This is a genomic window from Variovorax sp. PAMC 28711, from assembly GCF_001577265.1.
In the GTDB taxonomy this organism is placed as follows: Bacteria; Pseudomonadota; Gammaproteobacteria; order Burkholderiales; family Burkholderiaceae_C; genus Variovorax.
Genome location: NZ_CP014517.1, coordinates 450,137 through 476,433 on the forward strand (window position 1 = coordinate 450,137; position 26,297 = coordinate 476,433).

Annotated in this window: 25 protein-coding genes, 1 tRNA gene and 1 pseudogene; 1 reads left to right on the forward strand and 26 read right to left on the reverse strand. The window is 64.1% G+C overall.

Features of this window, described 5'->3' with window-relative positions:
- Positions 1-14: 14 nt before the first annotated feature.
- From AX767_RS02335 to AX767_RS02365, 7 genes and pseudogenes are all read right to left on the reverse strand, one after another.
- A pseudogene (locus AX767_RS02335) lies at positions 15-1,207 on the reverse strand (ABC transporter substrate-binding protein).
- 35 nt (positions 1,208-1,242) lie between these two features.
- Entirely contained in the window at positions 1,243-1,950 is a 708-nt protein-coding gene (locus tag AX767_RS02340) for an ABC transporter ATP-binding protein (protein WP_068628297.1), read from the reverse strand.
- A complete protein-coding gene (locus tag AX767_RS02345) occupies positions 1,950-2,720 on the reverse strand; it encodes an ABC transporter ATP-binding protein (protein WP_068628299.1) in 771 nt (256 codons plus the stop codon). Before AX767_RS02345 ends, AX767_RS02340 begins: the two co-directional genes overlap by 1 nt.
- Positions 2,721-2,908: 188 nt before the next feature.
- On the reverse strand, positions 2,909-4,471 hold the full coding sequence (locus AX767_RS02350) for a DHA2 family efflux MFS transporter permease subunit (RefSeq protein WP_068628301.1): 1,563 nt from the start codon (positions 4,469-4,471) through the stop codon (positions 2,909-2,911).
- 22 nt (positions 4,472-4,493) lie between these two features.
- Positions 4,494-5,828 carry an HlyD family secretion protein gene (locus AX767_RS02355; RefSeq protein WP_068628303.1) on the reverse strand — a complete coding sequence of 445 codons (1,335 nt, stop codon included), beginning with the start codon at positions 5,826-5,828 and terminating at the stop codon, positions 4,494-4,496.
- Positions 5,829-5,853: 25 nt separating this feature from the next.
- Positions 5,854-7,341: an efflux transporter outer membrane subunit gene (locus AX767_RS02360; protein WP_068628305.1), complete on the reverse strand. Its 1,488-nt coding sequence runs from the start codon at positions 7,339-7,341 to the stop codon at positions 5,854-5,856.
- Positions 7,319-7,855, reverse strand: a complete 537-nt coding sequence (locus tag AX767_RS02365) for a MarR family winged helix-turn-helix transcriptional regulator (RefSeq protein ID WP_068633262.1) — start codon at positions 7,853-7,855, stop codon at positions 7,319-7,321. Before AX767_RS02365 ends, AX767_RS02360 begins: the two co-directional genes overlap by 23 nt.
- 100 nt (positions 7,856-7,955) lie before the next feature.
- Between AX767_RS02365 and AX767_RS02370 the strand changes: the two genes are divergently transcribed.
- Complete coding sequence (locus AX767_RS02370; RefSeq protein WP_068628307.1) at positions 7,956-9,764, forward strand: ABC transporter transmembrane domain-containing protein; 1,809 nt, start codon at positions 7,956-7,958, stop codon at positions 9,762-9,764.
- Positions 9,765-9,797: 33 nt separating this feature from the next.
- Here AX767_RS02370 and AX767_RS02375 read toward each other — a convergent pair whose 3' ends face one another.
- The 19 genes from AX767_RS02375 to secG form a co-directional block, all read right to left on the reverse strand.
- Complete coding sequence (locus AX767_RS02375) at positions 9,798-10,238, reverse strand: DUF1178 family protein (protein WP_068628309.1); 441 nt, start codon at positions 10,236-10,238, stop codon at positions 9,798-9,800.
- A gap of 8 nt (positions 10,239-10,246) precedes the next feature.
- Entirely contained in the window at positions 10,247-10,840 is a 594-nt protein-coding gene (locus AX767_RS02380) for an NUDIX domain-containing protein (protein WP_068628311.1), read from the reverse strand.
- The gene (locus tag AX767_RS02385; protein ID WP_068628314.1) at positions 10,833-11,150 is read right to left on the reverse strand and encodes a DUF2818 family protein; all 318 of its coding nucleotides are present in this window, start codon (positions 11,148-11,150) and stop codon (positions 10,833-10,835) included. Before AX767_RS02385 ends, AX767_RS02380 begins: the two co-directional genes overlap by 8 nt.
- A gap of 12 nt (positions 11,151-11,162) precedes the next feature.
- The gene (gene nuoN / locus AX767_RS02390) at positions 11,163-12,650 is read right to left on the reverse strand and encodes an NADH-quinone oxidoreductase subunit NuoN (protein ID WP_068628316.1); all 1,488 of its coding nucleotides are present in this window, start codon (positions 12,648-12,650) and stop codon (positions 11,163-11,165) included.
- Between the two features lie 24 nt (positions 12,651-12,674).
- Complete coding sequence (locus tag AX767_RS02395; RefSeq protein ID WP_068628318.1) at positions 12,675-14,153, reverse strand: NADH-quinone oxidoreductase subunit M; 1,479 nt, start codon at positions 14,151-14,153, stop codon at positions 12,675-12,677.
- 25 nt (positions 14,154-14,178) lie between these two features.
- Positions 14,179-16,212, reverse strand: a complete 2,034-nt coding sequence (nuoL, locus tag AX767_RS02400; protein ID WP_068628319.1) for an NADH-quinone oxidoreductase subunit L — start codon at positions 16,210-16,212, stop codon at positions 14,179-14,181.
- Positions 16,213-16,224: 12 nt separating this feature from the next.
- Positions 16,225-16,533, reverse strand: coding sequence for an NADH-quinone oxidoreductase subunit NuoK (gene nuoK, locus AX767_RS02405; RefSeq protein WP_068628320.1), 309 nt, complete (start codon positions 16,531-16,533; stop codon positions 16,225-16,227).
- Entirely contained in the window at positions 16,530-17,195 is a 666-nt protein-coding gene (locus AX767_RS02410; RefSeq protein ID WP_068628321.1) for an NADH-quinone oxidoreductase subunit J, read from the reverse strand. The genes nuoK and AX767_RS02410 overlap by 4 nt, the downstream gene beginning before the upstream one ends.
- 27 nt (positions 17,196-17,222) lie before the next feature.
- Positions 17,223-17,735, reverse strand: a complete 513-nt coding sequence (gene nuoI, locus AX767_RS02415) for an NADH-quinone oxidoreductase subunit NuoI (protein ID WP_068628322.1) — start codon at positions 17,733-17,735, stop codon at positions 17,223-17,225.
- A gap of 15 nt (positions 17,736-17,750) precedes the next feature.
- Complete coding sequence (gene nuoH / locus AX767_RS02420) at positions 17,751-18,827, reverse strand: NADH-quinone oxidoreductase subunit NuoH (protein ID WP_068628323.1); 1,077 nt, start codon at positions 18,825-18,827, stop codon at positions 17,751-17,753.
- Entirely contained in the window at positions 18,824-21,001 is a 2,178-nt protein-coding gene (gene nuoG, locus AX767_RS02425) for an NADH-quinone oxidoreductase subunit NuoG (protein WP_068628325.1), read from the reverse strand. The genes nuoH and nuoG overlap by 4 nt, the downstream gene beginning before the upstream one ends.
- Positions 21,002-21,018: 17 nt before the next feature.
- Positions 21,019-22,359 carry an NADH-quinone oxidoreductase subunit NuoF gene (gene nuoF / locus AX767_RS02430; protein WP_068628328.1) on the reverse strand — a complete coding sequence of 447 codons (1,341 nt, stop codon included), beginning with the start codon at positions 22,357-22,359 and terminating at the stop codon, positions 21,019-21,021.
- A complete protein-coding gene (nuoE, locus tag AX767_RS02435; protein ID WP_068628330.1) occupies positions 22,359-22,889 on the reverse strand; it encodes an NADH-quinone oxidoreductase subunit NuoE in 531 nt (176 codons plus the stop codon). The genes nuoF and nuoE overlap by 1 nt, the downstream gene beginning before the upstream one ends.
- Entirely contained in the window at positions 22,886-24,139 is a 1,254-nt protein-coding gene (locus AX767_RS02440; RefSeq protein WP_068628332.1) for an NADH-quinone oxidoreductase subunit D, read from the reverse strand. The genes nuoE and AX767_RS02440 overlap by 4 nt, the downstream gene beginning before the upstream one ends.
- A 1-nt stretch (position 24,140) precedes the next feature.
- Positions 24,141-24,749, reverse strand: a complete 609-nt coding sequence (locus tag AX767_RS02445) for an NADH-quinone oxidoreductase subunit C (RefSeq protein WP_068628334.1) — start codon at positions 24,747-24,749, stop codon at positions 24,141-24,143.
- Between the two features lie 10 nt (positions 24,750-24,759).
- A complete protein-coding gene (locus AX767_RS02450; RefSeq protein ID WP_068628336.1) occupies positions 24,760-25,242 on the reverse strand; it encodes a NuoB/complex I 20 kDa subunit family protein in 483 nt (160 codons plus the stop codon).
- Positions 25,243-25,268: 26 nt separating this feature from the next.
- Entirely contained in the window at positions 25,269-25,628 is a 360-nt protein-coding gene (locus AX767_RS02455) for an NADH-quinone oxidoreductase subunit A (protein ID WP_068628338.1), read from the reverse strand.
- A gap of 49 nt (positions 25,629-25,677) precedes the next feature.
- Positions 25,678-25,762: transfer RNA gene (locus AX767_RS02460), tRNA-Leu, on the reverse strand.
- A gap of 118 nt (positions 25,763-25,880) precedes the next feature.
- Positions 25,881-26,282, reverse strand: coding sequence for a preprotein translocase subunit SecG (gene secG / locus AX767_RS02465; protein WP_068628341.1), 402 nt, complete (start codon positions 26,280-26,282; stop codon positions 25,881-25,883).
- Between the last annotated feature and the right edge of the window lie 15 nt (positions 26,283-26,297).

Below are 26,297 nucleotides of genomic sequence, written 5' to 3' on the forward strand. Positions count from 1 at the left end.
GCGGGCGGGACGGGTCACTTCCAGAGAGCGCACTTGGTCTCGGCCTTGGTCGTGAAGACCTTGTCGCCGTCGAGCTTGGAGATCACCTTCAGGTAGTCCCACGGCTTCTTGGATTCGGCCGGCGACTTCACTTCGACCAGGTACATGTCGTGGATGAAGCTGCCGTCCGCGCGGATCTGGCCCTTTCCGTAGAAGTCGTCGATCTTCATGCTCTTGAGCTGCGCCATCACCTTGTCGCTGTCGGTGGTCTTGGCGGCGGCCACGGCTTTCAGGTAGGTCGTGGTGGCGGAGTAGTCGGCGGCCTGCACGTCGGTGGGCATGCGTTGGGTCTTGGCGAAATAGCGGTTCGCGAACTTGCGCGTGTCGTCGTTCAGGTCCCAGTACCAGCTGGTGGTGTGCAGCAGGCCTTCGGTGTTCTTCAGGCCCAGGCTGTGCACGTCGCTCAGGAACACCAGCAGGCCGGCGGTCTTCATGGTCTTGTTGATGCCGAACTCGCGTGCCGCCTTCACCGAATTGATGAAGTCGCCGCCCGCGTTGGCGAGGCCGAGGATTTGCGCCTTGGAGTTTTGCGCCTGCAGCAGGAACGACGAGAAATCCGATCCGTTGAGCGGATGGCGCACCGAGCCGACGACCGTGCCGCCCTTGGCCTTGATGACGGTGGTGGTGTCGGCTTCCAGCGCGTGGCCGAATGCGTAGTCGGCGGTCAGGAAGAACCAGCTCTTGCCGCCCTTGTCGACCACCGCAGCGCCCGTGCCTTGGCCAGCGCCACCGTGTCATAAGCGTAGTGCACCGTGTACGGGCTGCACTGTTCGTTGGTGAGCGCCGAGGTGCCGGCGCCGTTGTTGAAATACACGCGCTTCTTTTCTTCGGCCACCTTGGCCGTGGCGAGCGCCGTGCCCGAACTGGTGCCGCCGAAGATCATCGTGACGCCGGCGGTGTCGATCCATTCGCGGGCCTTGGAAGCGGCCACGTCGGCTTTGTTCTGGTGATCGGCCACGAGCAGCTCGATCGGCTGGCCCAGCGCCTTGCCGCCGAAGTCGTCGATCGCCATCTGGATGGCGGTCGCGCCGCCCTTGCCTTCGAGATCGGCGTAGAGGCCCGACAGGTCGGTGACAAAGCCGATCTTGACTTTTTCCTGGGCCTGCGCGCCCGCAGCCAGTGCAAGCGATGCGATGGCCAGGGCGAATGCGGTGAGCTGGTTTTTCATGTTTTTTCTCCGTTGAAATCTGGAATGGCGGCGCGTCAGACGCCGAGCAACTCGGTCAGCACGGGCATCTTGGCTTCAAGTTCCGCGGCGCCGAATTTCTCGACGATGCGGCCGTGCTCCATCACGTAGAAGCGGTCGGCCAGCGGCGCGGCGAAGCGGAAGTTCTGTTCGACCATGACGATCGTGTAGCCCTTGCCGCGCAGCGTGGTGATCATTCGAGCCAGCGCCTGCACGATCACCGGGGCCAGGCCCTCGGAGATTTCGTCGAGCAACAGCAGCTTGGCGCCGGTGCGCAGGATGCGGCCGACGGCCAGCATCTGCTGCTCGCCGCCCGAGAGGCGTGTGCCCTGGCTGTGCCGACGCTCGGCCAGGTTGGGGAACATGGCGTAGATCTCGTCGACCGACATGCCCGGCCCCGCACCCTTGAGCGCTGGCGGCAGCAGCAGGTTTTCTTCGCACGAGAGGCTGGCGAAGATGCCACGCTCTTCCGGGCAATAGCCGATGCCCAGGTGGGCGATGCGGTGGGTCGCCATGCCGATGGTCTCGACACCGTGGACCTCGATGCTGCCCTTGCGCGCGCCGGTCAGGCCCATGATGGCGCGCAGTGTCGTGGTACGCCCTGCCCCGTTGCGGCCGAGCAGCGTGACCACTTCGCCGGGCTGCACGACCATGTCGACGCCGTGCAGCACGTGCGACTCGCCGTACCAGGCGTTGAGACCCTTGATTTCGAGTGCGGCGGTCATCAGTGGGCGCCCTGGAGCTGGCCGTCGGTGGTGCCCATGTAGGCCTCCATCACTTGCGGATTCCTGGAGACTTCGGCGTACGGCCCTTCGGCGAGCACCGCGCCGCGCTGCAGCACGGTGATGGTGTCGGCGATCGTGGAGACGACGCTCATGTTGTGTTCGACCATGAGGATGGTGCGGCCGGCCGACACCCGCTTGATGAGTTCGGCGACGCGGTGCACGTCTTCGTGGCCCATGCCCTGCGTCGGCTCGTCAAGCAGCATCAGTTCGGGCTCCATGGCCAGCGTGGTGGCGATCTCGAGCGCGCGCTTGCGGCCGTACGGGAGGTTGACGGTTTGCTCGTCGGCCATGTCTTCGAGCCCGACTTCGGCGAGCAACTCCCGCGCCCGGCCGTCAAGGGCGCGCAGGGATTTTTCGCTCTTCCAGAAGTGGTAGCTCACGCCGAGCTTGCGTTGCAGGCCGAGACGGACGTTTTCGAGCAGCGTGAGATGCGGAAACACCGCCGAGATCTGGAACGAGCGGATGATGCCGCGCCGCGCGATCTGTGCGGGGCGCTCGCCCGTGATGTCCTGCCCGTTGAACAGCATGGTGCCGGTGGTCGGCTCCAGGAACTTGGTCAGCAGGTTGAAGCAGGTGGTCTTGCCCGCGCCGTTGGGGCCGATCAGCGCGTGGATGGAGCCGCGCACCACCGACAGGTCGACCTTGCTGACCGCGGTGAAGCCCTTGAATTCTTTGGTGAGCTGGCGTGTCTCGAGAATGATGTCGCTCATCTCGCGCTGGCGCCGGAAAGCTGGCGGAAAAAGTCGGTCATGCGGTCCATCGGTACGCGCTCTGATTGAGCGCGGACGGATGTTAGGCGGGCCCGCAGGCGCTTCCTACTGGGGCAAATGCCTATGCTGCACTGCAACCGGCGTCAGCGTTGCGTAATGCAGCGCCGCGCCGAATCTCCCTGCACGAATCAGTGCGCCCCGGCTGCGGCATCGCCGGCCGCCCCGCCCTTGGCCGGCTTGGCCAGCCAGACCAGCGGAATCAGCAGCACGAACAGGAAAGCCGAGCCGTAGAACAGGTCGTTCGAGGCCAGCATGAAGGCCTGCTGGTCGACCAGCCGGTTGAGCTGGCCCAGCACCTGTTCGGTACTGAAACCGCTCGCGCTCAGACCGGCAATGGCGCTGCTGGCTGCCGCATTGCCGGTGGTGACGTTTTCCACCAGCTGCGCGTGGTGCAGGGCGGCACGGTTCTCCCACACCGTGGTGGCGATCGAGGTGCCCATCGCGCCAGCCGTGATGCGCAGGAAATTCGACAGGCCCGACGCGGCCGGGATGCGGTCGGGGGTGAGGCCCGACAGCGTGATCGTGACCAGCGGGATGAAGAAGAACGCCATCGCCACGCCCTGGATGACTGTCGGGATCATGATGGTCCAGAAGTCGGCCTGCGTGTTGAAGTTGGAGCGCATCCAAAGCACCAGCGCGAACACCAGGAACGAGAAGGTCGCATAGCGCCGCGGGTCGACCTTGCCGACCGTGAGCCCCACGATCGGCGAGAAGATGATCGCCAGCATGCCCACGGGCGCCATGATCATCCCGGCCTGCGTGGCCGTGTAGCCCATCCATTGCTGCAACCACAACGGCAGGATCACGACGTTGCCGAAGAACAGGCCGTACGCCACCGCGGTCGCGAACGCGCCCGACCAGAAGTTGCGGCGCTTGAAGAGCGACAGGTCGACCACCGGATGCTTGTCGGTCAGCTCCCAGATCAGGAAGAAGGCGAACCCGACCAGCGCGACCACGGCGAGCGTGATGATGGTGGCCGAGTGGAACCAGTCGAGCTCCTTGCCCTTGTCGAGCATCAGTTGCATCGAGCCGACCCACAGCACCAGCAGCGCCAGACCCACCGCGTCGATCGGCACCTTGTAGGTGGCGCTGTCGCGCTTGCGGTAGAGCACCCAGGTGATGGTCGCGGCGGCGATTCCGACCGGGATGTTGATGTAGAAAATCCACGGCCACGAGATGTTGTCGGTGATCCATCCGCCGAGCAATGGCCCCATCACCGGGGCGACCAGCGTGGTCATCGACCACATCGCCATCGCGAGGCCGGCCTTGGCGCGCGGATAGCTCGACAGCAGCAGTGTCTGCGAGAGCGGGATCATCGGACCCGCGACGAAGCCCTGGAGCGCGCGAAACAGGATCAGCGTCGTCATGTTCGGCGCGAGGCCGCACAGGAGCGAGGTGATCATGAACAGGATCACGCTCGCCATGAACAGGCGGACCTGCCCGAAGCGCTGCGTCATGAAGCCGGTGAGCGGCACCGCGATGGCGTTGGCCACCGCGAAGCTGGTGATCACCCAGGTGCCCTGCGTCGAGCTGACACCGAGGTCGCCCGAGATGGCGGGCAGCGATACGTTCGCGATCGACGTGTCGAGCACGTTCATGAACGTGGCCGCCGACAGTGCAATGGTGCCCCAGACGCGGGCCGCGCCTTCGAGCGGCGCGTGAGTGATGTGGGCGGGAGCGGCGGTGGCCATGGCGGAAGCAGCGCGTCCGGACTCAGCCGCGGCCGTCGACCGCAGCAACCGCCGGCGCAGGCACTGCCGCCGCGGCCGCCGGGCGCTTGCCCACCACCGACGGCGCGGCACCGCTCAGGTTGGCCGCGATGATGCCGTTGACCACGGCATCGGCGCCATGGTCGAGCGTGCTGTAGACCTGCGTTTGCGTGAGCGCGTTGCTGCGCGGTGCCGCGGCCAGCATCATCCCGTCCTTGTTGCTGATGTCGACTTCGGCGTCCATCGACAGGCCGACGCGCAGGGGATTCTTCTTGAGCTGTTCCGGGTCGAGCGCGATGCGCACCGGCACGCGCTGCACCACCTTGATCCAGTTGCCGGTGGCGTTCTGCGCCGGCAGCAACGCGAACGCCGAACCGGTGCCGATGCCGAGCCCGGCCACCTTGCCGCTGTATTCGACCTTGGTGCCGTACAGGTCGGCCGTCAGTTTCACGGGCTGGCCGATGCGGATGTTGCGCAGCTGGACTTCCTTGAAGTTGGCATCGACCCACAGCTGGTTCAAGGGCACGATCGACATCATCGGCGTGCCGGCCGAAACCCGCTGACCCAGTTGCACGGTGCGCTTGGCCACATAACCGTCGACCGGCGCGGGCAGTGCGACGCGCTGGGTGCCGAGGTAGGCCTCCCGCACTTTGGAAGCGGCCGCCAGCACGCTCGGGTGCTCGGCCACGCTGGTGCCTTCGGTCAGCGACTGGTTGCTGACGAGCTGCTCTTTCGCGGCCGCCACACCCGCTTGCGCTGCCGCCAGCGAGCTCTTCGCGTTGGCGAGCGTGGTCTCCGAATGGTTCAGTTCTTCCTTGGACACCGCGCCGTTGCCCGAGAGCGCCTGCCGGCGCTTCAGGTCGTCTTGCGCGCGGGCGATGTCGCTTTGAGCGCGCACCACGTCTGACTGCTTCAGCGTGACCTGCGCGGCCAGCGAACCGTTGTTGGCGTAGAGCGTGCGAACCTGTCGCACGGCTTGGGCCAGCGCCGCTTCGGATTGCTCCAGGGCGACCTTGGCATCGGCCGGGTCGAGCTGGACCAGCGGCTGGCCCGCCTTTACGAAGTCGGTGTCGTCGGCGCCGATCGACATGACGGTGCCGCCGATTTGCGGCGTGATCTGGATCACGTTGCCCTGCACGTAGGCGTTGTCGGTGTCCTCGTAGTGGCTGGCGACCAGCCATTCGTAGACGCCCCAGCCGCCGCCCACGACGACGACGACCGCGGCCAGCACGGTGAGTGCGCGACGGCGCTTGTTGCTGGAAGGTGCGTCGGAAACCGGCGCTGCGGGGGTGACGGCTGCCACGGGTGCAGCGGGGGTCGAAGAGGTGTCGTTGTTCATGATGTTGTGGTCACTCTCGAAAGATTCATTGCGCCGGCGGTGCGAGGGCGGCGGTCGTCTCGGGCGCCTGGTAGCCGCCACCGAGCGCACGCGCCAGGCCGACCTGGACTTCGAGCGCACGGGCCGCGAGGTCGACGGCCTGGCGGCGTTGCGCGAGCACCGTCGTTTCGGCCGTCAGCACGTTGAGGTAGTTGCCGAGGCCCGCGCTGTAGCGCTGGACGGCGATGTCGTAGGCGCCTTCGGCCGCCGTTTGCGCGCTGCGCTGCTCGGCCTGCTGACGGGTGATCGATTGCGCGCTGGCGACCTGGTCGGCCACGTCGCGCACCGCGTCGATCACGGTGGCGTTGTAGCTTTCGATCGCGGCGTCCTGGTCGGCCGCCTTGCCGCGCAGGTTGGCGCGCAGCCGGCCACCTTCGAAGATCGGCAGACGAATCGCGGGGCCGACGCCCCACTGCTGGCTACCGCTCTTGAGCAGCGTGCCGAAGCCGATCGCCTGGTACCCCGCGAAGGCCACCAGATTGATGTTGGGATAGAACTGCGTCTTCGCATTGGCGACGTCGCTGGTCGCCGCCTCCACGCGGAAACGTGCCGCGGCGATGTCGGCCCGGCGACCCAGCAGGTCGGCCGGGATGTTGGGCTGGAGCGCAACGTTCCGGATCGCGCCCAGCGCGGGCGGCGTCAGCCCTGCGGTCGCGTTCGGCTTCGAGACCAGTGCATCGAGTGCGTGCTGCGCCAAGGCGATTTGCTCGTTCAGCGCTTCGATCTGCTGGCGCGCTTCGGGCAGGCCGCCTTCGCTCTGGCGCAGTTCGAGGCGGGTGTCGAGGCCGGCGGACACGCGGTCGCGCACCAGCTTCAGCGTTTCATCGCGCTGGGCCAGCGTGCGCTTCGCGACCGTCAGCTGGTCGACCAGTCGCGCCCACTGCACATAACCGCGCGCGATGTTGGCCGCCAGCATCACGCGGGCCGCCTGCTCGTCGGCGGCGGCGGCACTGGCGGCGCCAATGGCGGTGTCGAGCGCCGCGCGGTTCTTGCCGAAGAAGTCGAGCTCCCAACTGCCGTTGAGCTGCAGCGTGCCGGTTTCCTGGATGGAGCCGCCGAGCGGCGACGGGTAAATGTAGTTCTCGCTGAACCGCTGGCGCGTCAGGTCGAGCGAGCCGGTGAGCTGCGGCTTGTCGGCTGCGCGCGTGATGTCGGCCGACGCCTGCGCGCGGGCCAGGCGGGCGCGCGTCACTTGCAGGTTCGGATTGCCTTCGAGCGCCTGGTCGATGAGGCCGTTGAGCTGCGCGTCGCCGAACGCGGTCCACCAGCGCGGATCGACCCCCTCGGCCGGATTCAGCGGTGCCGTCGGTGCGGTGAGCCCCAGCGAATCGGCGTCGCGCAACCTGGCGTGTGACGCGATGCCGGCCATGTCTGCGCAGCCGGCCAGCAACAGCGCCGACACCAGTGCGAGCGCGGTGAAAACGACCGGCGGCGCGCGGCGCCCGGCAGGTTCAGGAAGACGACGAAGATTCATTTTTTTCTCCACGGGCCGAGAGGGCCTGTGCGTTGTCGAGGATGCGGCGCAGGTAGCCCTTGAGTTGCTCCCACTCGGCATGGCTGAATCCGGCGAGATGTTCGTTCTGCACGCGGCTGAGCACGTGCGGCACCTGTTCGGCGGCCACCCGGCCTTCGTCGGTGAGTTCGATGTTCACGACGCGGCGGTCGGACAGCGAGCGCACGCGACGGCAAAGGCCCTTGGCTTCCAGACGGTCGAGCAGGCGCGTCATGGCGCCGGTGTCGAGCAGGCACTCGCGCGCCAGCTCGGCGACCGTCGTGGCCGTGCCCATTTGCAACTTGTGCAGCGGAATCCATTGCGGGTAGGTCGGGCTGCCGGGGTCGCACATGCTCGACTCGACCGACTGGCTGACGGCCGTAAGAATGCGCCGCATGAGGTAGCCGACGCTCTCTTCCGAGCGGTAGGTCTCGGCCTTGTAGAAGGTCGGCACGGCACTGCCCTCGGAGCCCGCGCCGGGATCGGAAGACGGCATGGGGCTCGCATTCGAATTCATGGTGCCGCGAATAATAGTTGCCAAGGCAATTACTGTCAAGGCGACTTTTGTGCGGGCAACCGTTCGATAGAATCACGCCATGGCCGTCTCCGCTCCCGTCTCCATTCCCGTTTCTCCATCGTCGTTGCCCGCCAAGGGCGCGCCCCAGTCGCTTTCGGGGCTGGGCCCGTTCCTTTCTCCCTATCGCCTTCAAATCGGGCTCGCCGCCCTGTTTCTGGTACTGGCCGCGGTCACGACGCTGGTCTTCCCAATGGCGCTGCGCAGCCTGATCGATGGCGGCCTGGTGTCGACCGACAAGGGAGCGCAGACGATGGCGCTGCGCAACCACTTCCTGGAATTGTTCGCGGTGGCGGTGGCGCTCGGCCTCTTCTCGGCGGCGCGCTTCTACACGGTGAGCTGGCTGGGCGAACGCGTGACCGCCGATCTGCGCAACGCGGTCTATGCGCGGGTGCTGCGGCAGAGCCCGGCCTTCTTCGAATCGACGCAGACCGGCGAGGTGCTGTCGCGCCTGACCGCCGACACCACACTCGTGCAGACGGTGGTCGGATCGTCTCTCAGCATGGGCTTGCGCAACGCGGTGATGGGTGTCGGCGCGCTGGCAATGCTGGTGTGGACCAATCCCTACGTGATGGTCCAGGTGCTCGGCATCCTGGTGCTGGTCGTGCTGCCGAGCATGTGGTTCGGCCGTCGGGTGCGCAAGCTCTCGCGCGCCAGCCAGGACCGGGTGGCCGATTCGAGCGCGATCGCCGCCGAGGTGCTGAACGCGATTCCGGTCGTGCAGAGCTACACCGCGGAAGGTCGCGAGGCGACCCGCTTCGATGCGTCGACCAATGCCGCGTTCCGTACCGCCGTGCGGCGTACCAAGGCGCGGTCGGTGCTGGTGGCATTCATCATCATCGCGACCTCGGCTGCGCTTTTGTGGGGCCTGTACCAGGGCACGCAAGCCGTGCTGCACGGCGACATCACGGCCGGCCATCTCGGCCAGACGGTGGTCTACGTGATCATCCTGGCGAGCGCGGCGGCGGTGCTCGGCGAGGTGTACGGCGATTTGTTGCGCGCCGCGGGCGCCACCGAGCGACTGATGGAACTGTTGCACGCGCAGTCGGCCATCGTGTCGCCGTCGCACCCGGTCGCCGCGCCCGTCCCGCCGGCGGGGAGCGCCATCGCTTTCGAGGCGATCACCTTCCACTATCCGTCCCGGCCCGACACGCCGGCCCTGCGCGACTTCACGCTGCGGGTGGCGCCCGGCGAAACGGTGGCACTGGTCGGCTCCAGCGGTGCAGGCAAGAGCACGGTCTTCCAGTTGCTGCTGCGCTACTACGATCCGCAATCAGGCCGGTTGCTGCTCGACGGCGTGCCGCTCGCGTCGTTGGCGCTCGAGGCGTTGCGTCATCGCGTCGGGCTGGTGCCGCAAGACGCGGTCATCTTCTCGTCGAGCGCGTTCGAAAACATTCGTTATGGGCGCCCCGAAGCGACCGCCGACGAAGTGCATGCGGCAGCCCGCGCCGCGTACGCCCACGACTTTCTGAGCGCGTTGCCCGAGGGCTATGACACCTTTCTCGGCGAGCGCGGCGTGCGGCTGTCGGGCGGCCAGCGCCAGCGCATCGCGATTGCGCGCGCGATCCTCAAGAACCCGCCGCTGCTGCTGCTGGACGAAGCCACGAGTGCGCTGGACGCCGAGAGCGAGCGCATGGTGCAGGCGGCGCTGGAGACGGCCATGCAGGGCCGCACCACCGTCGTCATTGCCCATCGGCTCGCCACCGTGCAAAAGGCCGACCGCATCATCGTGATGGACCACGGCGGCATCGTCGAGCAGGGAACGCACGCGACGCTGGTGGCGCAGGGCGGCGTGTATGCGCGCCTGGCGGCCTTGCAGTTCGCCGCCTAAGCCACCCTTCTGCGGCTCTTTCTCACCCCCCGATTACTGCAGCGTTTCCTTGAGCGCGGGCGGCAAGGCCAGTGGCATCACCGCGATGCCTTCGTCGATCAGGGCTTCGGCCTGCTCGGGCGTGGCCTCGCCGCGGATGCTGCGCTCCTCGGCTTCGCCGTAGTGCATCTTTCGGGCCTCGTCGGCAAAGCGGTCGCCGACGTTTTCGGTGTTGGCCATGACCTCGCGCACCGCGCGCAGCCAGCGCGCTTCCGGCGTTGCAGGCGCAGCCAGCGCGCGTGAAGCCCCGGCTTCAGGCGCCTTGGCGTGGCCGAGGTTGATGCGCGGTGCGGTCAGCAACTTGGTGATGGTCGTATCGCCGCAGATCGGGCATTCGACGAGTCCGCCGGCGAGTTGGGTGTCGAACGCGTCGCTCGACGCAAACCAGCCCTCGAAGCCGTGAGCCTGTGCGCATTGGAGGTTGAGGACCTTCATGCGCCCGATTATCGAGGGCCGTCGGCGCCCGCTGCGGTCTGCCAGTCGAGCGGCCATGCGCCTGACAGGACATTCTGAAGCCACAGCGCGCAGGTCAGCGTCTTGGCATCGGTGACGCTGCCGTCGCGGCACCAGCCAGCCAGCTCGGCGCGCGTGGCGGTGAATACGTCGAGGAATTCGCCTTGGTCGAGTTGCCGTTCGCCGAGCGACAGCCCGCGCGCGAAGTAGAGGTGAATGATTTCTGTGGAGTAAGCGACGGCCAGATGCATCACGCCGGCATACGCCCACTCGCGCGCGCTGTAGCCGGTCTCTTCGAGCAGCTCGCGCTGGCCGCACACCCGCGGGGCCTCGCCGGCGTCGAGCTTGCCGGCCGGGAATTCAATCATCACGTGCCCGATCGGATAGCGGAACTGGCGCTCCAGCACCACGCGCCCATCATCAAGCAAGGGCACCACGACGACCGCGCCGGGATGGATCACGTACTCGCGGGTGGCGGTATGGCCGTCGGGAAGTCGAACCGTGTCGCGCTGGGCATGCAGGAAGTTGCCCTTGAAGAGCAGCTCGCTGCCGATCGCGTCCTCTTTCAGGTGGGCGTCAGACATGCCGGGCCCGATGCTTCAGGAGGTAGCGCCAGGTGAAGCCCGGGAAGGCCAGCACGATGAACAGCGTCGCCGTGACCGCGTAAAACTCCCATCCCTGTGGCGCGATCTGCCCGAGGCGCCGCTCGAAGAGCAGGCCGACCGCACCCGTCACAAAATAGAACAGGACCAGTTCGGCAAACCGGACCGAAAGCGGTTTGATCGCCACAGTCCCGTAAGGAATGACAGCCAGCACGCGCTCGTTGACGAATGGCAGGTTGGCCAGGGCCAGGGCCAGCAAGAGCACGAGCCAGACCGAAGCGGATTGCGACACGGCTCTGGCGAATCAGGTCGCGAGCGTGGCCACGATGGCCTTGGCGCACAGGGTCATGAGACCGCCTGGCAGGATGCCGAGGCCGAGAATGAGCGCGCCATTCAGCGTCAGCACCACGCGCACGTCGCGCGGCGCGGACACCGTGCTGACCGTGACCGGCTTGTCGAAATACATCACCTTCACGATGCGCAGGTAGTAGAACGCGCCGATGAGCGACATGAGCACCGCGAACACCGCCAGGTAGATGTAGATGGCTTGCCCCGAGGCGATCAGCGCCTGCAGCACGGCCAGCTTGGCGTAGAAGCCAACCAGCGGCGGCAAGCCGGCCAGCGAGAACATCGCGATGGCCATGACACCGGCGTAGAGCGGGCTGCGCTGGTTGAGGCCGGCGAGATCGACGATTTCTTCGCTCTCGAAACCTTCGCGCGCCAGCAGCAGGATGATGCCGAAGCTGGCCAGCGTCGTGAGCACGTAGGTGACGATGTAGAACATCGACGCGCTGTACGCCGACGCACCGTTGTAGCTGTTGCCGTTGACCACACCGGCCACCAAGCCCAGCAGCATGAAGCCCATCTGTGCGATGGTCGAGTAGGCCAGCATGCGCTTCAGGTTGGTCTGTGCGATGGCCGCCAGATTGCCGACCAGCAGCGAGGCGATGGCCAGCACCGCCAGCATCTGTTGCCAGTCGAAAGCGAGCGGCACCAGCGCCTCGACCAGCAGGCGAATGATGATCGCGAACGCGGCAAGCTCGGGCGCCGCACCGATCAACAGCGTCACGGCCGTGGGCGCGCCCTGGTACACGTCGGGCACCCACATGTGAAACGGGGCCGCGCCGACCTTGAAGCCGAGTCCGGCCACGATGAACACCAATCCGAACACCAGCACCTGGTGATTGACCTTGTGGGTCGAAATGGACTTGTAGACCTCGTTGATGTCGAGCGAGCCGGTGGCCCCGTACATCATCGACAGGCCGTACAGCAGGAAGCCGCTCGCCATTGCGCCGAGCACGAAGTACTTCATGGCGGCTTCGCTTGCCACAGCGTTGTCACGGCGCAAGGCCACGAGCGCGTAGCTCGACAGCGTGAGCAGCTCCAGGCCCAGGTAGATCAGGAGAAAGTTGCTGCCCGAGATCATCACGAACATGCCGAGCAAGGCGAACATGCTGATGGTGAAGAGTTCGCCGCCACGCAGCATGTCGCGGTCGCCCGCATAGGGCCGGCCGTAGACCAGCGTCACCATCAGTGCGATGGTGGCGAAACACTTGAGCCAGTTGCCCATCGGGTCGCTCACGACCATGCCGCCGAATCCGTAAGCCGTCTTGCCTTCCACGGCGTTGAGCCCGGTGAGCACACCGACGACGGCGAGCGTCAGCAGCGTCAACACGTAGGTGCGCGTGCGCCGGGGACTGGTGTTGGACAGGTCGACCAGCGCAATGATGCAGGCCATGACCAGCAACACGATTTCAGGGTAGACCGTTGCCAGGCTGAGTTTGTCAATCATCTCGTTCTCTTGTTCAGCTCGGGCTCAGGACGGGATCTTGGAGATCGCGACGTGACGCAGCAAGTCGGTCACCGATGCGTTCATCACGTCGGTGAAAGGCTTCGGATACAGGCCCATCCACAGCACGGCGATGGCCAGGAGCGACAGCATCAAGAACTCGCGGGCATTGATGTCCTTGAGCACTTTGACGTGGTCGTTGCCGACCGGTCCCAGGTAGACGCGCTTGTACATCCACAGCGTGTAGGCCGCGCCGAAAATCAACGCGGTGGCCGCGCCGAAACCCACCCAGAAGTTGAACTTGACCGCGCCCAGAATGACCATCCATTCGCCCACGAAACCGGCGGTGCCCGGCAAGCCGCAGTTGGCCATGGCGAACAGCAGTGCGAAGGCCGCGAACTTCGGCATGGTGTTCACCACGCCGCCGTAGTCGGCGATCTGGCGCGAATGCACGCGGTCGTACAGGACGCCGATGCCCAGGAACATCGCAGCGGAAACGAAACCGTGGGCGATCATCTGAACGATGCCGCCGGCCACGCCGAGCTCATTGAAGATGAAAAAGCCGAGCGTGACGAAACCCATGTGGGCAACCGACGAATACGCCACCAGCTTTTTCATGTCTTGCTGGACCAACGCCACCAGGCCGACGTAGATGACGGCGACGAGCGAGAGCGCGATCATGAGCCAGGCCCACTCGTGCGATGCGTCGGGCGCGATGGGCATCGAGAAGCGCAGGAAACCGTAGGCACCGAGCTTCAGCATGATCGCCGCCAGCACGGCCGAGCCACCCGTGGGCGCCTCGACGTGCACGTCAGGCAGCCAGGTGTGGACCGGCCACATCGGCACCTTGACGGCGAAGGCCGCGAAGAACGCGAAGAACAGGAAGGTCTGCGCGCTGCCGGTGAGCGGCAGCTGGTGCCACGTCAGGATGTCGAAGCTGCCGCCCGACTTGTTGTACAGGTAGATCAAGGCGACCAGCATCAGCAACGAGCCGAGCAAGGTGTACAGGAAGAACTTGAACGCCGCATAGATCTTGTTCGGGCCGCCCCAGATGCCGATGATCAGGTACATCGGGATCAGCGTGGCTTCGAAGAACACGTAAAACAGCAAGCCATCGATCGCGGAAAACACGCCGATCATCAAGCCCGACAGGATCAGGAACGCGCCCATGTACTGGTTCACTCGCTCGGTGATCACCTGCCACGCCGAAATCACCACCACCACGGTGATGAACGACGTCAGCAGCACCAGCCAGAGCGAAATGCCGTCCACGCCGAGGTGGTAGTTGACATGGAAGCGTTCGATCCAGCTCGCCTTCTCGACGAACTGCATGGCCGCGCTGCCCAGCTGGAAGCGCATGTACAGCGGCACGGTGACCAGGAAACTCACGACCGAACCGATCAGTGCGATCCAGCGCACTCCGTTCGCATGCTCGTCACGGCCGAACGCCAGCAACACGGCGCCGAATGCGATCGGTACCCAGATGGCAAGGCTCAACAAACCCATTTTTATTTTTCTCCAGCGCTGCGGCTTATCGGTTGAACCAGACGAAGTACGTCATGAGAACGAAGATGCCGAGCAGCATCGCGAACGCATAGTGGTAGATGTAGCCGGACTGCAGCCAACGGACTGCCCCGGCGATGCGGCCGACGATCTTCCAGGAACCGTTGACCAACGCGCCATCGATGATGGCCTGGTCGCCGCCCTTCCACAGACCGGTGCCGAGCGCGCGCGTGCCGCGCGCGATGATGTTCTCGTTGATCCAGTCGAGGTAGTACTTGTTTTCGAGCAGGCGATACACCGGGCCGAACGAACGCTTGATCGCCGTCGGCAGCGCAGGGTTGACCATGTACATGTAATACGACGCCACAACGCCTGCCAAGGCCAGCCAGAACGGCGCTGCGGTCAGGCCGTGGATCGCCATGGCGACCGGTCCGTGGAACGCCGCCCTCATCTCTTCCATGACGGGATGCTTCTCCAGGTTGAAGAAAATCGCGTCCTTGAAGAAGCCGCCGTAGAGCATCGGCTCGATCGTGATGAAGCCGATCATCACCGAAGGAATGGCCAGCAGCACCAGCGGCAGCCAGACGACCCACGGCGACTCGTGCGGCTTGGCATCGTGCGCGTGCCCATGATGATCGTCGTGGCCATGCGCGTCGTCGTGATGCGCATCAGGATTCTGGTCGTACCGTTCCTTGCCATGGAAGACCAGGAAATACAGACGGAACGAATAGAAGGACGTGATGAACACGCCGGCAAGCACCGCGAAGTAGGCGAAGCCCGCGCCCCACAAATGACTTTCGTGGACGGCTTCGATGATGCTGTCCTTGGAGTAGAAGCCGGCGAAGAACGGCGTGCCGATCAACGCGAGCGACCCGATCACGAAGGTGATCCAGGTGATCGGCATGTACTTGCGCACACCGCCCATCCAGCGGATGTCCTGGTTGTGATGCATGCCAATGATCACCGAGCCGGCACCAAGGAACAGCAGCGCCTTGAAGAACGCATGCGTCATCAGGTGGAACACCGCGACCGAATAGGCCGATGCGCCGAGCGCGACCGTCATGTAGCCGAGCTGCGAAAGCGTCGAATACGCAATCACGCGCTTGATGTCGTTCTGGATGATCCCGAGGAAGCCCATGAACAGCGCGGTGATGGCGCCAATCACGAGAATGAAGCTCAACGCGGTGTCACTCAGTTCGAACAGCGGCGACATGCGCGCCACCATGAAGATGCCGGCCGTCACCATGGTCGCCGCGTGGATCAGCGCCGAGATCGGCGTCGGACCTTCCATGGAATCGGGCAGCCACACATGCAGCGGGAACTGCGCGCTCTTGCCCATGGCGCCGATGAACAGGCAGATGCAGACCACGGTGATGAGCATCCAGCCGGTGCCCGGGAAGGTCAGCTTGGCCAGGTCGTCTGCCTTGGCGAAAGCCTCGCCATAGTTCAGCGTGCCGGCATACGCCGCGATCAGGCCGATGCCGAGAATGAAGCCGAAGTCGCCCACGCGGTTGACCAGGAAGGCCTTCATGTTGGCGAACACGGCGGTCGGCTTGTTGAACCAGAAGCCGATCAGCAAGTAGGACACCAGACCCACCGCCTCCCAGCCGAAGAACAGCTGGAGCATGTTGTTGCTCATGACGAGCATCAGCATCGAGAAGGTGAACAGCGAGATGTAGGCGAAGAACCGGTTGTAGCCCTCGTCTTCTTCCATGTAGCCGATGGTGTAGATGTGAACCATCAGCGACACGAAGGTCACCACGCACATCATCATGGCGGTGAGGCCGTCGACCAGGAAGCCGACCTCCATCTTGAGGCCGCCGACGACCATCCACTCGTACAGCGTCGCGTTGAAGCGGGCACCGTCGACGATGACGCTGCGCAGCGTCATCGCGGAAATGACGAAGGCGATCAACACGCCCAGGATGGTCAGCGAATGCGTGACTTTGCGGCCGATGTGGTTGCCGCCGAACTTCGTGCCGAACAGGCCGGCCAATACCGAACCGACCAGCGGCGCCATCGGGACCGCCAGGAGAGTGGATGCAGAAAGGGTTGCGCTCATGGTGCAGTCTTCTTAGCCCTTGAGCGAGTTGAGTTCGTCGACATCGATGCTCGACTTGTTTCGGAACAGGAGCACCAGCAAAGCGAGACCGATGGCCGACTCCGCCGCGGCGACGGTCAGGATGAAGAACACGAACACTTGCCCGTGCATGTCGCCGAGGTAGTGCGAGAACGCAACGAAGTTCATGTTGACCGCAAGCAGCATCAGTTCGATGCACATCAACAGCACGATGAGGTTCTTGCGGTTCAGAAAGATGCCGATCACCGAGAGCGCAAACAGCATCGCTCCGAGCGACAGGTAATGAGGAAGGGTCAGTGTCATGCCTTCTTCTCCACGGGGGCGGCAGGTTGGGCGGCGGCTTCAGGCGGCACCGGCGGCAAGGCGGGTTTGGTGACATCGACCTTCAGGACCCGCAGGCGATCGCGCGCCTTCACATGGACCTGGTCCTGCACGTTGACGAACTTGGTGTCCTTGCGCTCGCGCAGGGTCAGCGCAATGGCGGCAATCATGGCGACCACCAGGATCACGGCCGCAATCTGGACCGGATAGAGGTACTCGGTGTAGAGCAGGATGCCCAGCGCCTTGGTGTTCGAGCCCTGCGCCAGGACGTCCTTGGCCACGGCAGCGACCGGCGTTTCGCGAAAGCCGCCCATCAGCACGTAGGCCATTTCGAGCGCGATCACCACGCCGACCAGCGCCGCCAGCGGAAAGTGTTTCCAGAACCCCTGCCGCAGACCCGACATGTCGAGGTCCAGCATCATCACGACGAACAGGAACAGCACCATCACCGCCCCGAGGTAGACGAGCACGAGCACGATCGCCAGGAACTCGGCCTGCAGCAGCAGCCACACCGCCGACGCCTGCGAAAACGCGAGCATGAGATAGAGCACCGCGTGCACGGGATTGCGCGCGGTGATGACCCGGAAGGCTGCGAACAGCAGCACGAGCGAGAACAGATAGAAGAAACCAGTCTTGACGTCCATGGAATTTTTCTTTGGGTGCGTCTGCCGTTAACGGTACTTCGCGTCGGCCGCCTTGGCTGCCGCGATTTCTGGTTCGTAGCGGTCGCCGACGGCGAGCAGCATTTCCTTGGTGAAGTACAAGTCACCGCGCTTTTCGCCGTGGTACTCCAGAATGTGCGTTTCGACGATCGAGTCGACCGGGCAGCTCTCTTCGCAGAAACCGCAGAAGATGCATTTGGTCAGGTCGATGTCGTAGCGCGTGGTGCGGCGCGAACCGTCGTCACGCACCTCGGACTCGATGGTGATCGCCACTGCCGGGCACACGGCTTCGCATAACTTGCACGCGATGCAGCGCTCTTCGCCGTTTTCGTAGCGGCGCAGCGCATGCAGGCCACGAAAACGCGGCGACAACGGCGTCTTTTCCTCGGGGAACTGGACGGTGATCTTGCGGCGGAACGCGTAGCGTCCGGTCAGGACCATGCCCTTGAACAGTTCCGCGAGCATGAAGCTCTTGAGGAAGTCCTTGACCGAAAAGGGGGAGGCAGCAACAGCTGAAGACATCTTGTTTTTCTCCGCTTATTTCCAGATGTTCCAGGGCGTCTGCATCCAGCCCCCGACCACCAGCAGCCACACGAGGGTGACCGGAATGAAGATCTTCCAGCCCAGACGCATGATCTGGTCGTAACGGAAGCGCGGGAACGTGCCACGGATCCAGATGAAGAGCGAGAGCACGAGGAAGGTCTTGAGCCCGAGCCAGATCCACCCTGGAATGAAATCGAGGAAGCCGACGGGCGACAGCCAGCCGCCGAGGAACATCAGTGCCGCGAGGATCGACACGAGCCACATGCTGGCGTATTCGGCCAGGAAGAAGATCGCGAAGCCCATGCCCGAGTACTCGACCATGTGGCCGGCCACGATCTCGGCTTCGCCTTCGACCACGTCGAACGGATGGCGGTTGGTTTCGGCCACGCCGGAAATCACGTAGACCACGAAGATCGGCAGCAACGGCAACCAGTTCCAGGACAGGAAGCCGAGGCCCATGTTGGCGAACGTTCCCTTGCCCTGCACCGCGACCACGTCGCCGAGGTTCAGGCTGCCGGTGACCATGATCACCACCACCAGGCAGAAGCCCATCGCGATTTCGTAACTCACCATCTGGGCCGACGCGCGCAGCGCACCCAGAAACGCGTACTTCGAGTTCGACGCCCAGCCCGCGATGATCACACCGTACACCTCGATCGAGGTGATCGCCATGATGAGCAGCAGGCCGGCATTGACGTTGGCGAGCACGGCTTCGGGGCCGAACGGAATGGCGACCCACGCGGCGAGCGCCGGCATGATTGCCATGATCGGCCCGAGCCGGAACAGCCCGGGACTCGCAGCCGACGGGTTGATCATTTCCTTGGTGAGCAACTTGACCGCATCGGCGATCGGTTGCAAGAGACCCAGCGGCCCCACCCGATTCGGGCCGTGACGCACCTGGATCCAGCCGAGGAGCTTGCGCTCCCAGAGCGTGGCATAGGCCACCGCCCCCATCAGCGGCAGCAGCACGCAGATGATCTTGATCAGCGTCCAGAGGACCGGCCAGCCGCCCACCGTCCACCAGTTGGCGGCGATGAGGCCGCGGCCGAAGCCGTAGATGGAATCGATCATGCGATTACCCCGGCACCCGGCTTGACGCCGAAGACGGCGTGGCGGCTGCCACGGCCATCGGCCGTCAGTTGCAACGACGTGGCGCGCCGCACCAGGCCGTCGAGCTGGTAAATGCTCGCGACCGCAGGGATCGCCTCTTTTGCGGACCCTGCCGCGAAATCGACGCCCGCGGGTGCCGCGTTGCCAAGCAAAGCCGTCGGCATGTGCGTTCCGGTCGCCTCGCCCTTGCGCACATGAGACAGGACATCTTGCGAAGACTCGAAATCGAAACCTTGCAGACCAAGCAGGTTGGCCAGCACGCGCAACACTTTCCAGGCCGGGCGCGCTTCGCCCAGTGGCTTCACCACCGCATGAAAGCCTTGCACGCGGCCTTCGGCATTCACGAAGGTGCCGGGCGTTTCCGAAAACGGCGCGATCGGCAGCAGAACGTCGCTGAACGCGAGATTGGCTTTGAACGGGCTGAGCGTCACGACCATCTGGGCGTGTTCGAGGCCTGCGGGCGCCGCAGCACCGGCTGCCGAGTCAAATTCGGGTTCGTTGTTGAGCAGCAGCAAAGCCTTCACACCGCCCGACAACATCTGTGCGGCGTTGAGCCCATTGACACCGGGCAACGCACCCGCCCACTGCGCGCCGACCGTGTTGGCCGCTTCGGTCAGGTAACCGACGCTGGCGCCGGTCTGCTCGCCGATCCATTGCGCGAGTGCCAGCAGTTGCGACGCCTGCGCATGGTGCGCTGCGGCGTTGCCGAGCAGGATTGCCTTGCGCTCGCCGCCGAGCAACGACGACGCCAGCGCCTTCGCAGCATCGTTGGCTTCACCGGCGACGGGCGAAGTCGCACCCTTTTCGGCGCCGATGGCCGTGGCCAGATCGGCGAGGGACTGGACCCACTGATCTGCCGCCACGGTCTGCATGCCGGCGAGCGTCATGGCCCACGCGTCGCGGCTGGCCAGTTCCGTCGTCGATGCGATGACGCTCACCTTCGCGCCACGGCGCGCGGCCTGGCGGATGCGCTGCGCGAAGAGCGGATGGTCCTTGCGCAGATTGGAGCCGACCACCAGCACGCGCTGCAACTGCGATAGCGACGCAATCGATGTGCCGAGCCAGTGAATGCCCCCGGCACGTGCGAAGTCTGCATTGCGAAGACGGTAATCGATGTTCTCGCTGCCGAGACCGCGCACCAGTGCGCCAGCCAACGCCAGCTCTTCGACGGTGCTGTGCGGGCTGACGAGTGCGCCGATGGCCGATGCGCCATGGTCGGTCTTGATCTGGCGCAGGCCGTTCGCGACGTATTCGAGTGCCGTCTGCCAATCCACCGCCTGCCACTGACCGCCCTGCTTGAGCATCGGCTGGGTCAGGCGCTCGTCGCTGTTGAGCGCTTCGTACGAGAAACGATCGCGGTCGGCGATCCAGCATTCGTTCACGTCCTCGTTCTCAAGCGGGACGACGCGCATGACCTTGTTGTTCTTGACCTGGACGATCAGGTTCGCACCGGTCGAATCGTGCGGGCTCACCGACTTGCGACGCGACAGCTCCCAGGTGCGGGCGCTGTAGCGGAACGGCTTGCTGGTCAAGGCACCGACCGGACAGATGTCGATCATGTTGCCCGACAGCTCCGAGTCGATGGTCTCACCGAGCACGGTCGTGATTTCGGAATGCTCGCCGCGATGGATCATGCCCAGCTCCATCACGCCCGCGACCTCCTGGCCGAAGCGGACGCAACGCGTGCAGTGGATGCAGCGGGTCATCTCTTCCATGCTGACGAGCGGACCGACGTCCTTGTGGAAGACGACGCGTTTTTCTTCTTCGTAGCGCGACGCAGAGCCGCCGTAGCCGACGGCGATGTCCTGCAACTGGCATTCGCCGCCCTGGTCGCAGATCGGGCAGTCCAGCGGGTGGTTGATGAGCAGGAACTCCATCACCGACTGCTGGGCCTTGATGGCCTTTTCGCTTTTGGTACGAACGATCATGCCCTGCGTCACCGGCGTGGCGCAGGCTGGCATCGGCTTGGGCGCTTTTTCGATGTCGACCAGGCACATGCGGCAGTTCGCCGCGATGCTCAGCTTCTTGTGATAGCAGAAGTGCGGGATGTACGTGCCAGCCTTGTCGGCCGCATGCATCACCATGCTGCCTTCGGTGATCTCCACCTTCTTGCCGTCGATTTCGAGTTCAACCATATGTGTTTACCGGGATCTCAGGCCTTGGCCACTGTGGGGACGACATAGCCCGGAATCAGCGCCTCGAACTCGTGACGGAAATGCTTGATCATGGCGCGCACCGGCATCGCAGCGGCATCGCCCAGCGCGCAGATCGTGCGACCCTGGATGTTGTCGGCGACCGAATTGAGCAGGTCCATGTCGGTCTGGCGACCCAGGCCGTTGTGGATGCGGTCGACCACGCGCCACAACCAGCCCGTGCCTTCACGGCAGGGTGTGCACTGACCGCAGGATTCGTGCATGTAGAAATAGGACAAGCGCCGCAGCGACTCCACCATCGAGCGGCTGTCGTCCATCACGATCACCGCGCCCGAGCCGAGCATCGAGCCGGCCTTGGCGATGGAGTCGTAGTCCATCGTGCATTCCATCATGATGGATGCGGGCAGCACCGGTGATGACGAGCCGCCAGGGATGACCGCCTTGAGCGTGCGGCCCTTGCGCACGCCACCGGCGATCTCGAGCAGCTTGGAGAACGGCGTGCCCATCGGCACTTCATAGTTGCCAGGCCACTCGACGTCGCCGCTGACCGAATAGATTTTGGTGCCGCCGTTGTTCGGCTTGCCGCATTCGAGATAGGCCGGACCGCCGTTGATGATGATCCAGGGCACCGCGGCGAAGGTTTCGGTATTGTTGATCGTCGTCGGCTTGCCGTACAGGCCGAAGCTGGCCGGGAACGGTGGCTTGAAGCGCGGCTGACCCTTCTTGCCTTCGAGCGATTCGAGCAGTGCGGTTTCTTCGCCGCAGATGTAGGCGCCGAAGCCGTGCGCGGCGTGCAACTGGAAGTTGTAGTCGCTGTCCATGATCTTGTCGCCGAGATAACCGGCGGCGCGCGCTTCTTCCAGCGCTTCCTCGAAACGGTCATAGCTCGCGAAGATCTCGCCATGGATGTAGTTGTAGCCCACGCTGATGCCCATCGCATACGCGGCGATGGCCATGCCTTCGATCACGATGTGCGGGTTGAACTGCAGGATGTCGCGGTCCTTGCAAGTGCCCGGTTCGCCTTCGTCCGAATTGCAGACCAGGTACTTCTGGCCCGGGAACTGACGCGGCATGAAGCTCCACTTGAGCCCGGTCGGAAAACCAGCGCCGCCGCGGCCACGCAAACCCGAGGCCTTGACTTCGGCAATCACCTGGTCAGGGGTCAAGCCTTCACTCAGGATTTTCCGCAAGGCCTTGTAGCCGCCGCGCGCTTCGTAGTCGGCCAGCCGCCAGTTGGTGCCATCGAGACCGGCGTAGATCTGCGCACCGATGTGCCGATCGTGAAAACAGGTCTGGACACCCGTGGCCTGAAACTGGGCGAGGACTTGATCCGGCGACATCAGGAAGCCTCCCCGGCGGATGCGCTGCGCAAACCGTCGATCAGTTGGTCGAGCTTTTCGTTGGTCATGAAACTGCACATCGTGCGGTCGTTCACCAGCATCACCGGCGAGTCGGCGCAGGCGCCGAGACATTCGCTTTGCTGCAGCGTGAACAGGCCGTCGGACGTGGTATCGCCCATGTGGATTCCCAACTTCTTCTCAAGATGCGCGAGCGCCCGGGCGCCATCGCGCAGCTGGCATGGAAGGTTGGTGCACACGTTGAGCTTGAACTTGCCCAGCGGATGCTGGTTGTACATGTTGTAGAAGGTCGTGACCTCGTGCACCGCGATCTGCGGCATGCCGAGATAGTCGGCGATGACCTTTTCGTGGTCGAGGCTCACATAGCCGGATTCCTGCTGCACGATCGCCAAGCAGGCCATCACCGCAGATTGGGCCTGGTCTGCAGGGTATTTGGCGACTTCACGCGCGAAACGCTCAAACGCGGCCTCGGAAATTCCAGACGCGTGCACGGCGCCATTGTCGTTGCTCATCGGTCAATCTCTCCGAACACGATGTCCAGGGTACCGATCACGGCAACCGTGTCGGCAATCATGTGGCCGCGCGTCATTTCGTCGAGGGCGGCCAGATGCGCGAAACCGGGCGCGCGGATCTTGAGGCGGTAGGGCTTGTTCGCACCGTCGCTCACCAGGTAGATGCCGAACTCGCCCTTGGGATGTTCCACGGCGGCATACGCTTCGCCCTCGGGCACGTGGAAGCCTTCGGTGAAGAGCTTGAAGTGGTGGATCAGCTCTTCCATGTTGGACTTCATGGATTCACGCTCGGGCGCCGCCACCTTGTGGTTGTCGGTGATGACCGGGCCAGGGTTCACGCGCAACCAGTCGACGCACTGCTTGATGATGCGGTTGGACTGCGCCATCTCTTCCATGCGAACCAGATAGCGGTCGTAGCAGTCACCGGTCTTGCCCACGGGGATGTCGAAATCCATGCGGTCGTACACGTCGTAGGGCTGCTTCTTGCGCAGGTCCCAGGCGATGCCGGAGCCGCGGAGCATCGGGCCCGTGAGGCCGAGGTTCAACGCGCGCTCGGGGGTCATGACGCCGATGCCGACGGTGCGCTGCTTCCAGATCCGGTTGTCGGTGAGCAGTGTGTGGTACTCCTCCATGTGCTTCACGAAGCGTTGCGTGAAGTCATCGATGAAGTCGAGCATCGAACCCTGGCGGTTCTCGTTCATCCGAGCGAGCGCCTTGGCGTTCTTGATTTTGCTGACCTTGTACTGCGGCATGGTGTCCGGCAGATCGCGGTACACGCCGCCGGGCCGGAAGTAAGCCGCGTGCATGCGCGCGCCCGACACCGCTTCGTACATGTCGAACAGATCTTCGCGTTCACGGAACGCATAGATCAGGATGGTCGAACTGCCGCAATCGTTGCCGTGCGAGCCCAGCCACATCAGGTGATTGAGCAGCCGGGTAATTTCCGAGAACATCACGCGGATGTACTGCGCACGAATCGGCACTTCGAGGCCGAGCAGCTTTTCGATGGCCAGACAGTACGCGTGCTCGTTGCACATCATCGACACGTAGTCGAGACGGTCCATGTACGGGAGCGACTGGATAAAGGTCTTGCCTTCGGCCAGCTTTTCGGTGGCGCGGTGCAGCAGGCCGATGTGCGGATCGGCGCGCTGGACGACTTCACCATCGAGCTCGAGCACCAGGCGCAGGACGCCGTGCGCGGCCGGATGCTGAGGCCCGAAGTTCAGGGTGTAGTTCTTGATTTCGGCCATATCAGTGCAAGCCGCCGTAGTTTTCTTCGCGGATGATGCGCGGCGTGACCTCGCGCGGCTCGATCGACACCGGCTGGTAGACCACGCGCTTGAGCTCTTCGTCGTAACGCATTTCGACGTGCCCGGACAGCGGAAAGTCCTTGCGGAAAGGGTGGCCGATAAAACCGTAGTCGGTCAGGATCCGACGCAGGTCTTCGTGCCCGTCGAACACGATGCCGTAAAGGTCGAAGGCTTCGCGTTCGAACCAGTTGGCGGCGTTCCAGACATGCATCACCGAAGGAAGCACGGGAAAATCGTCGTCCGGGCAAAACACCTTCACCCGCACGCGCTGGTTCAGGCTGACGGACAGCAGATGGGAAACCGCGCAGTAGCGCAGGCCGTCCCATTCGGTGTCGCGCCACGCCGAGTAGTCGACGCCGCACAGATCGATGAGCTGCTCGAACTTGCAACCGGGCGCGTCGCGCAGGGTCTGCATGGCTTCGAGATAGTCGGCGGCCTTCAGCACCAGGGTCACCTCGCCCAGCGCGACGGTGATGCTGACGACCTTGTCGCCGAGGACTGAAGAAAGGGTGTCCCGAAGAGCTTCGGGCGCGATCGCAAAGGCTGTCATGGATGTCCGTTCAGGCGCGAGCGATGGTGTTCGTGCGGCGCACCTTCTGCTGCAGCTGGATGATTCCGTAGATCAGCGCTTCGGCGGTCGGCGGGCAACCCGGCACGTACACGTCGACCGGCACGATGCGGTCGCAACCGCGAACCACCGAATAGCTGTAGTGGTAGTAGCCGCCGCCATTGGCACACGAGCCCATCGACAGCACCCAGCGCGGCTCGGCCATCTGGTCATACACCTTGCGCAGCGCCGGTGCCATCTTGTTGCACAACGTGCCGGCCACGATCATCAGATCGGACTGGCGCGGGCTCGCGCGGAACACCTCTGCGCCGAAGCGGCCGATGTCGTAGCGCGCCGCAGCGGCGTGCATCATTTCGACGGCGCAGCACGCCAGGCCGAACGTCATCGGCCAGAGCGAGCCGGTCTTGGCCCAGTTCACGACGGCGTCGTACGACGTCGTGGCAAAGCCTTCTTTGAAAACGCCTTCAATGGCCATGGGTGTACCTTGTTGCCGGAACCCGGCTATTCCCAGTCAAGTGCGCCTTTTTTCCACTCGTAGACAAAGCCCACGACAAGGATCGCCAGGAAGATCACGACCGCCCAGAAACCTGTCGCGCCGACTTCTTTCAGCGCCACGGCCCAGGGAAACAGAAAAGCAATTTCGAGGTCGAAAAGAATGAAAAGGATGGCGACCAGGTAGTAGCGCACATCGAACTTCATGCGGGCGTTTTCAAACGCCTCGAAGCCGCATTCGTAAGGAGAATTTTTTGCCGCATCCGGCCGGTTGGGACCGAGGATGTAGCCAAGAACCTGTGGAGCGATGCCGACACCGACGCCGACCAGGATGAACAACAGGACGGGCAGGTAGGAATCGAGGTTCATCAGGGTATACCGCTTGCCACCGGCAGGAACTGTTCCTGCCGGTGATATTTGGTGCGGTCGGCGAGACTCGAACTCGCACAGCTTTCGCCACTACCCCCTCAAGATAGCGTGTCTACCAATTTCACCACGACCGCGGTTTTTCTGTCCAGATGGCATGAGGAACCCGTGAGGGTTTTAGCTTTCCAGACAGCTTAAGAGTTTACCCTGAAATGCAGCCTTTTCTCACAGGCCGATGCACTGAAAACAACGAGATTACTTGGTCGGGATCTGCGCGGGACCCGAAGCCGGTGCAGCAGGTGCCGAAGCCGGTGCGCTGCCTGCAGGAATCTGGGCACCGGAAGCACCCGATGCGGCGGGCGCGGGAACGCCCACGGCGGCGCGCTCGAGCAGACTGCCGCCACCGCCGCTGTTCGGCCGCGAGTGGCTGAAGTACGCCAGGGCCAAGGTGCACACGAAGAAAACGGCAGCCAGCACGGCCGTCGTGCGCGACAAGAAGTTGGCACTTCCGCTGGCGCCGAACAGGCTGCCTGCACTGCCGCTTCCGAAGGCTGCACCCATGTCGGCACCCTTGCCATGCTGCACGAGGATCAGCCCGATCATCGCGAGCGCCGAGAGCATCTGCACGGCGACCAATAGGTTGAGGATCACATTCATTCTTCTTACTCCTGA

Excerpts from the sequence above, each read along its gene's own strand:
- AX767_RS02340 (WP_068628297.1), bottom strand. The coding sequence starts at position 1,950 with ATGACCGCCGCACTCGAAATCAAGGGTCTCAACGCCTGGTACGGCGAG.
- AX767_RS02345 (WP_068628299.1), bottom strand. The coding sequence starts at position 2,720 with ATGAGCGACATCATTCTCGAGACACGCCAGCTCACCAAAGAATTCAAG.
- AX767_RS02350 (WP_068628301.1), bottom strand. The coding sequence starts at position 4,471 with ATGGCCACCGCCGCTCCCGCCCACATCACTCACGCGCCGCTCGAAGGC.
- AX767_RS02355 (WP_068628303.1), bottom strand. The coding sequence starts at position 5,828 with ATGAACAACGACACCTCTTCGACCCCCGCTGCACCCGTGGCAGCCGTC.
- AX767_RS02360 (WP_068628305.1), bottom strand. The coding sequence starts at position 7,341 with ATGAATCTTCGTCGTCTTCCTGAACCTGCCGGGCGCCGCGCGCCGCCG.
- AX767_RS02365 (WP_068633262.1), bottom strand. The coding sequence starts at position 7,855 with ATGCCGTCTTCCGATCCCGGCGCGGGCTCCGAGGGCAGTGCCGTGCCG.
- AX767_RS02370 (WP_068628307.1), top strand. The coding sequence starts at position 7,956 with ATGGCCGTCTCCGCTCCCGTCTCCATTCCCGTTTCTCCATCGTCGTTG.
- AX767_RS02375 (WP_068628309.1), bottom strand. The coding sequence starts at position 10,238 with ATGAAGGTCCTCAACCTCCAATGCGCACAGGCTCACGGCTTCGAGGGC.
- AX767_RS02380 (WP_068628311.1), bottom strand. The coding sequence starts at position 10,840 with ATGTCTGACGCCCACCTGAAAGAGGACGCGATCGGCAGCGAGCTGCTC.
- nuoN (WP_068628316.1), bottom strand. The coding sequence starts at position 12,650 with ATGATTGACAAACTCAGCCTGGCAACGGTCTACCCTGAAATCGTGTTG.
- AX767_RS02395 (WP_068628318.1), bottom strand. The coding sequence starts at position 14,153 with ATGGGTTTGTTGAGCCTTGCCATCTGGGTACCGATCGCATTCGGCGCC.
- nuoL (WP_068628319.1), bottom strand. The coding sequence starts at position 16,212 with ATGAGCGCAACCCTTTCTGCATCCACTCTCCTGGCGGTCCCGATGGCG.
- nuoK (WP_068628320.1), bottom strand. The coding sequence starts at position 16,533 with ATGACACTGACCCTTCCTCATTACCTGTCGCTCGGAGCGATGCTGTTT.
- AX767_RS02410 (WP_068628321.1), bottom strand. The coding sequence starts at position 17,195 with ATGGACGTCAAGACTGGTTTCTTCTATCTGTTCTCGCTCGTGCTGCTG.
- nuoI (WP_068628322.1), bottom strand. The coding sequence starts at position 17,735 with ATGTCTTCAGCTGTTGCTGCCTCCCCCTTTTCGGTCAAGGACTTCCTC.
- nuoH (WP_068628323.1), bottom strand. The coding sequence starts at position 18,827 with ATGATCGATTCCATCTACGGCTTCGGCCGCGGCCTCATCGCCGCCAAC.
- nuoG (WP_068628325.1), bottom strand. The coding sequence starts at position 21,001 with ATGGTTGAACTCGAAATCGACGGCAAGAAGGTGGAGATCACCGAAGGC.
- nuoF (WP_068628328.1), bottom strand. The coding sequence starts at position 22,359 with ATGTCGCCGGATCAAGTCCTCGCCCAGTTTCAGGCCACGGGTGTCCAG.
- nuoE (WP_068628330.1), bottom strand. The coding sequence starts at position 22,889 with ATGAGCAACGACAATGGCGCCGTGCACGCGTCTGGAATTTCCGAGGCC.
- AX767_RS02440 (WP_068628332.1), bottom strand. The coding sequence starts at position 24,139 with ATGGCCGAAATCAAGAACTACACCCTGAACTTCGGGCCTCAGCATCCG.
- AX767_RS02445 (WP_068628334.1), bottom strand. The coding sequence starts at position 24,749 with ATGACAGCCTTTGCGATCGCGCCCGAAGCTCTTCGGGACACCCTTTCT.
- AX767_RS02450 (WP_068628336.1), bottom strand. The coding sequence starts at position 25,242 with ATGGCCATTGAAGGCGTTTTCAAAGAAGGCTTTGCCACGACGTCGTAC.
- AX767_RS02455 (WP_068628338.1), bottom strand. The coding sequence starts at position 25,628 with ATGAACCTCGATTCCTACCTGCCCGTCCTGTTGTTCATCCTGGTCGGC.
- secG (WP_068628341.1), bottom strand. The coding sequence starts at position 26,282 with ATGAATGTGATCCTCAACCTATTGGTCGCCGTGCAGATGCTCTCGGCG.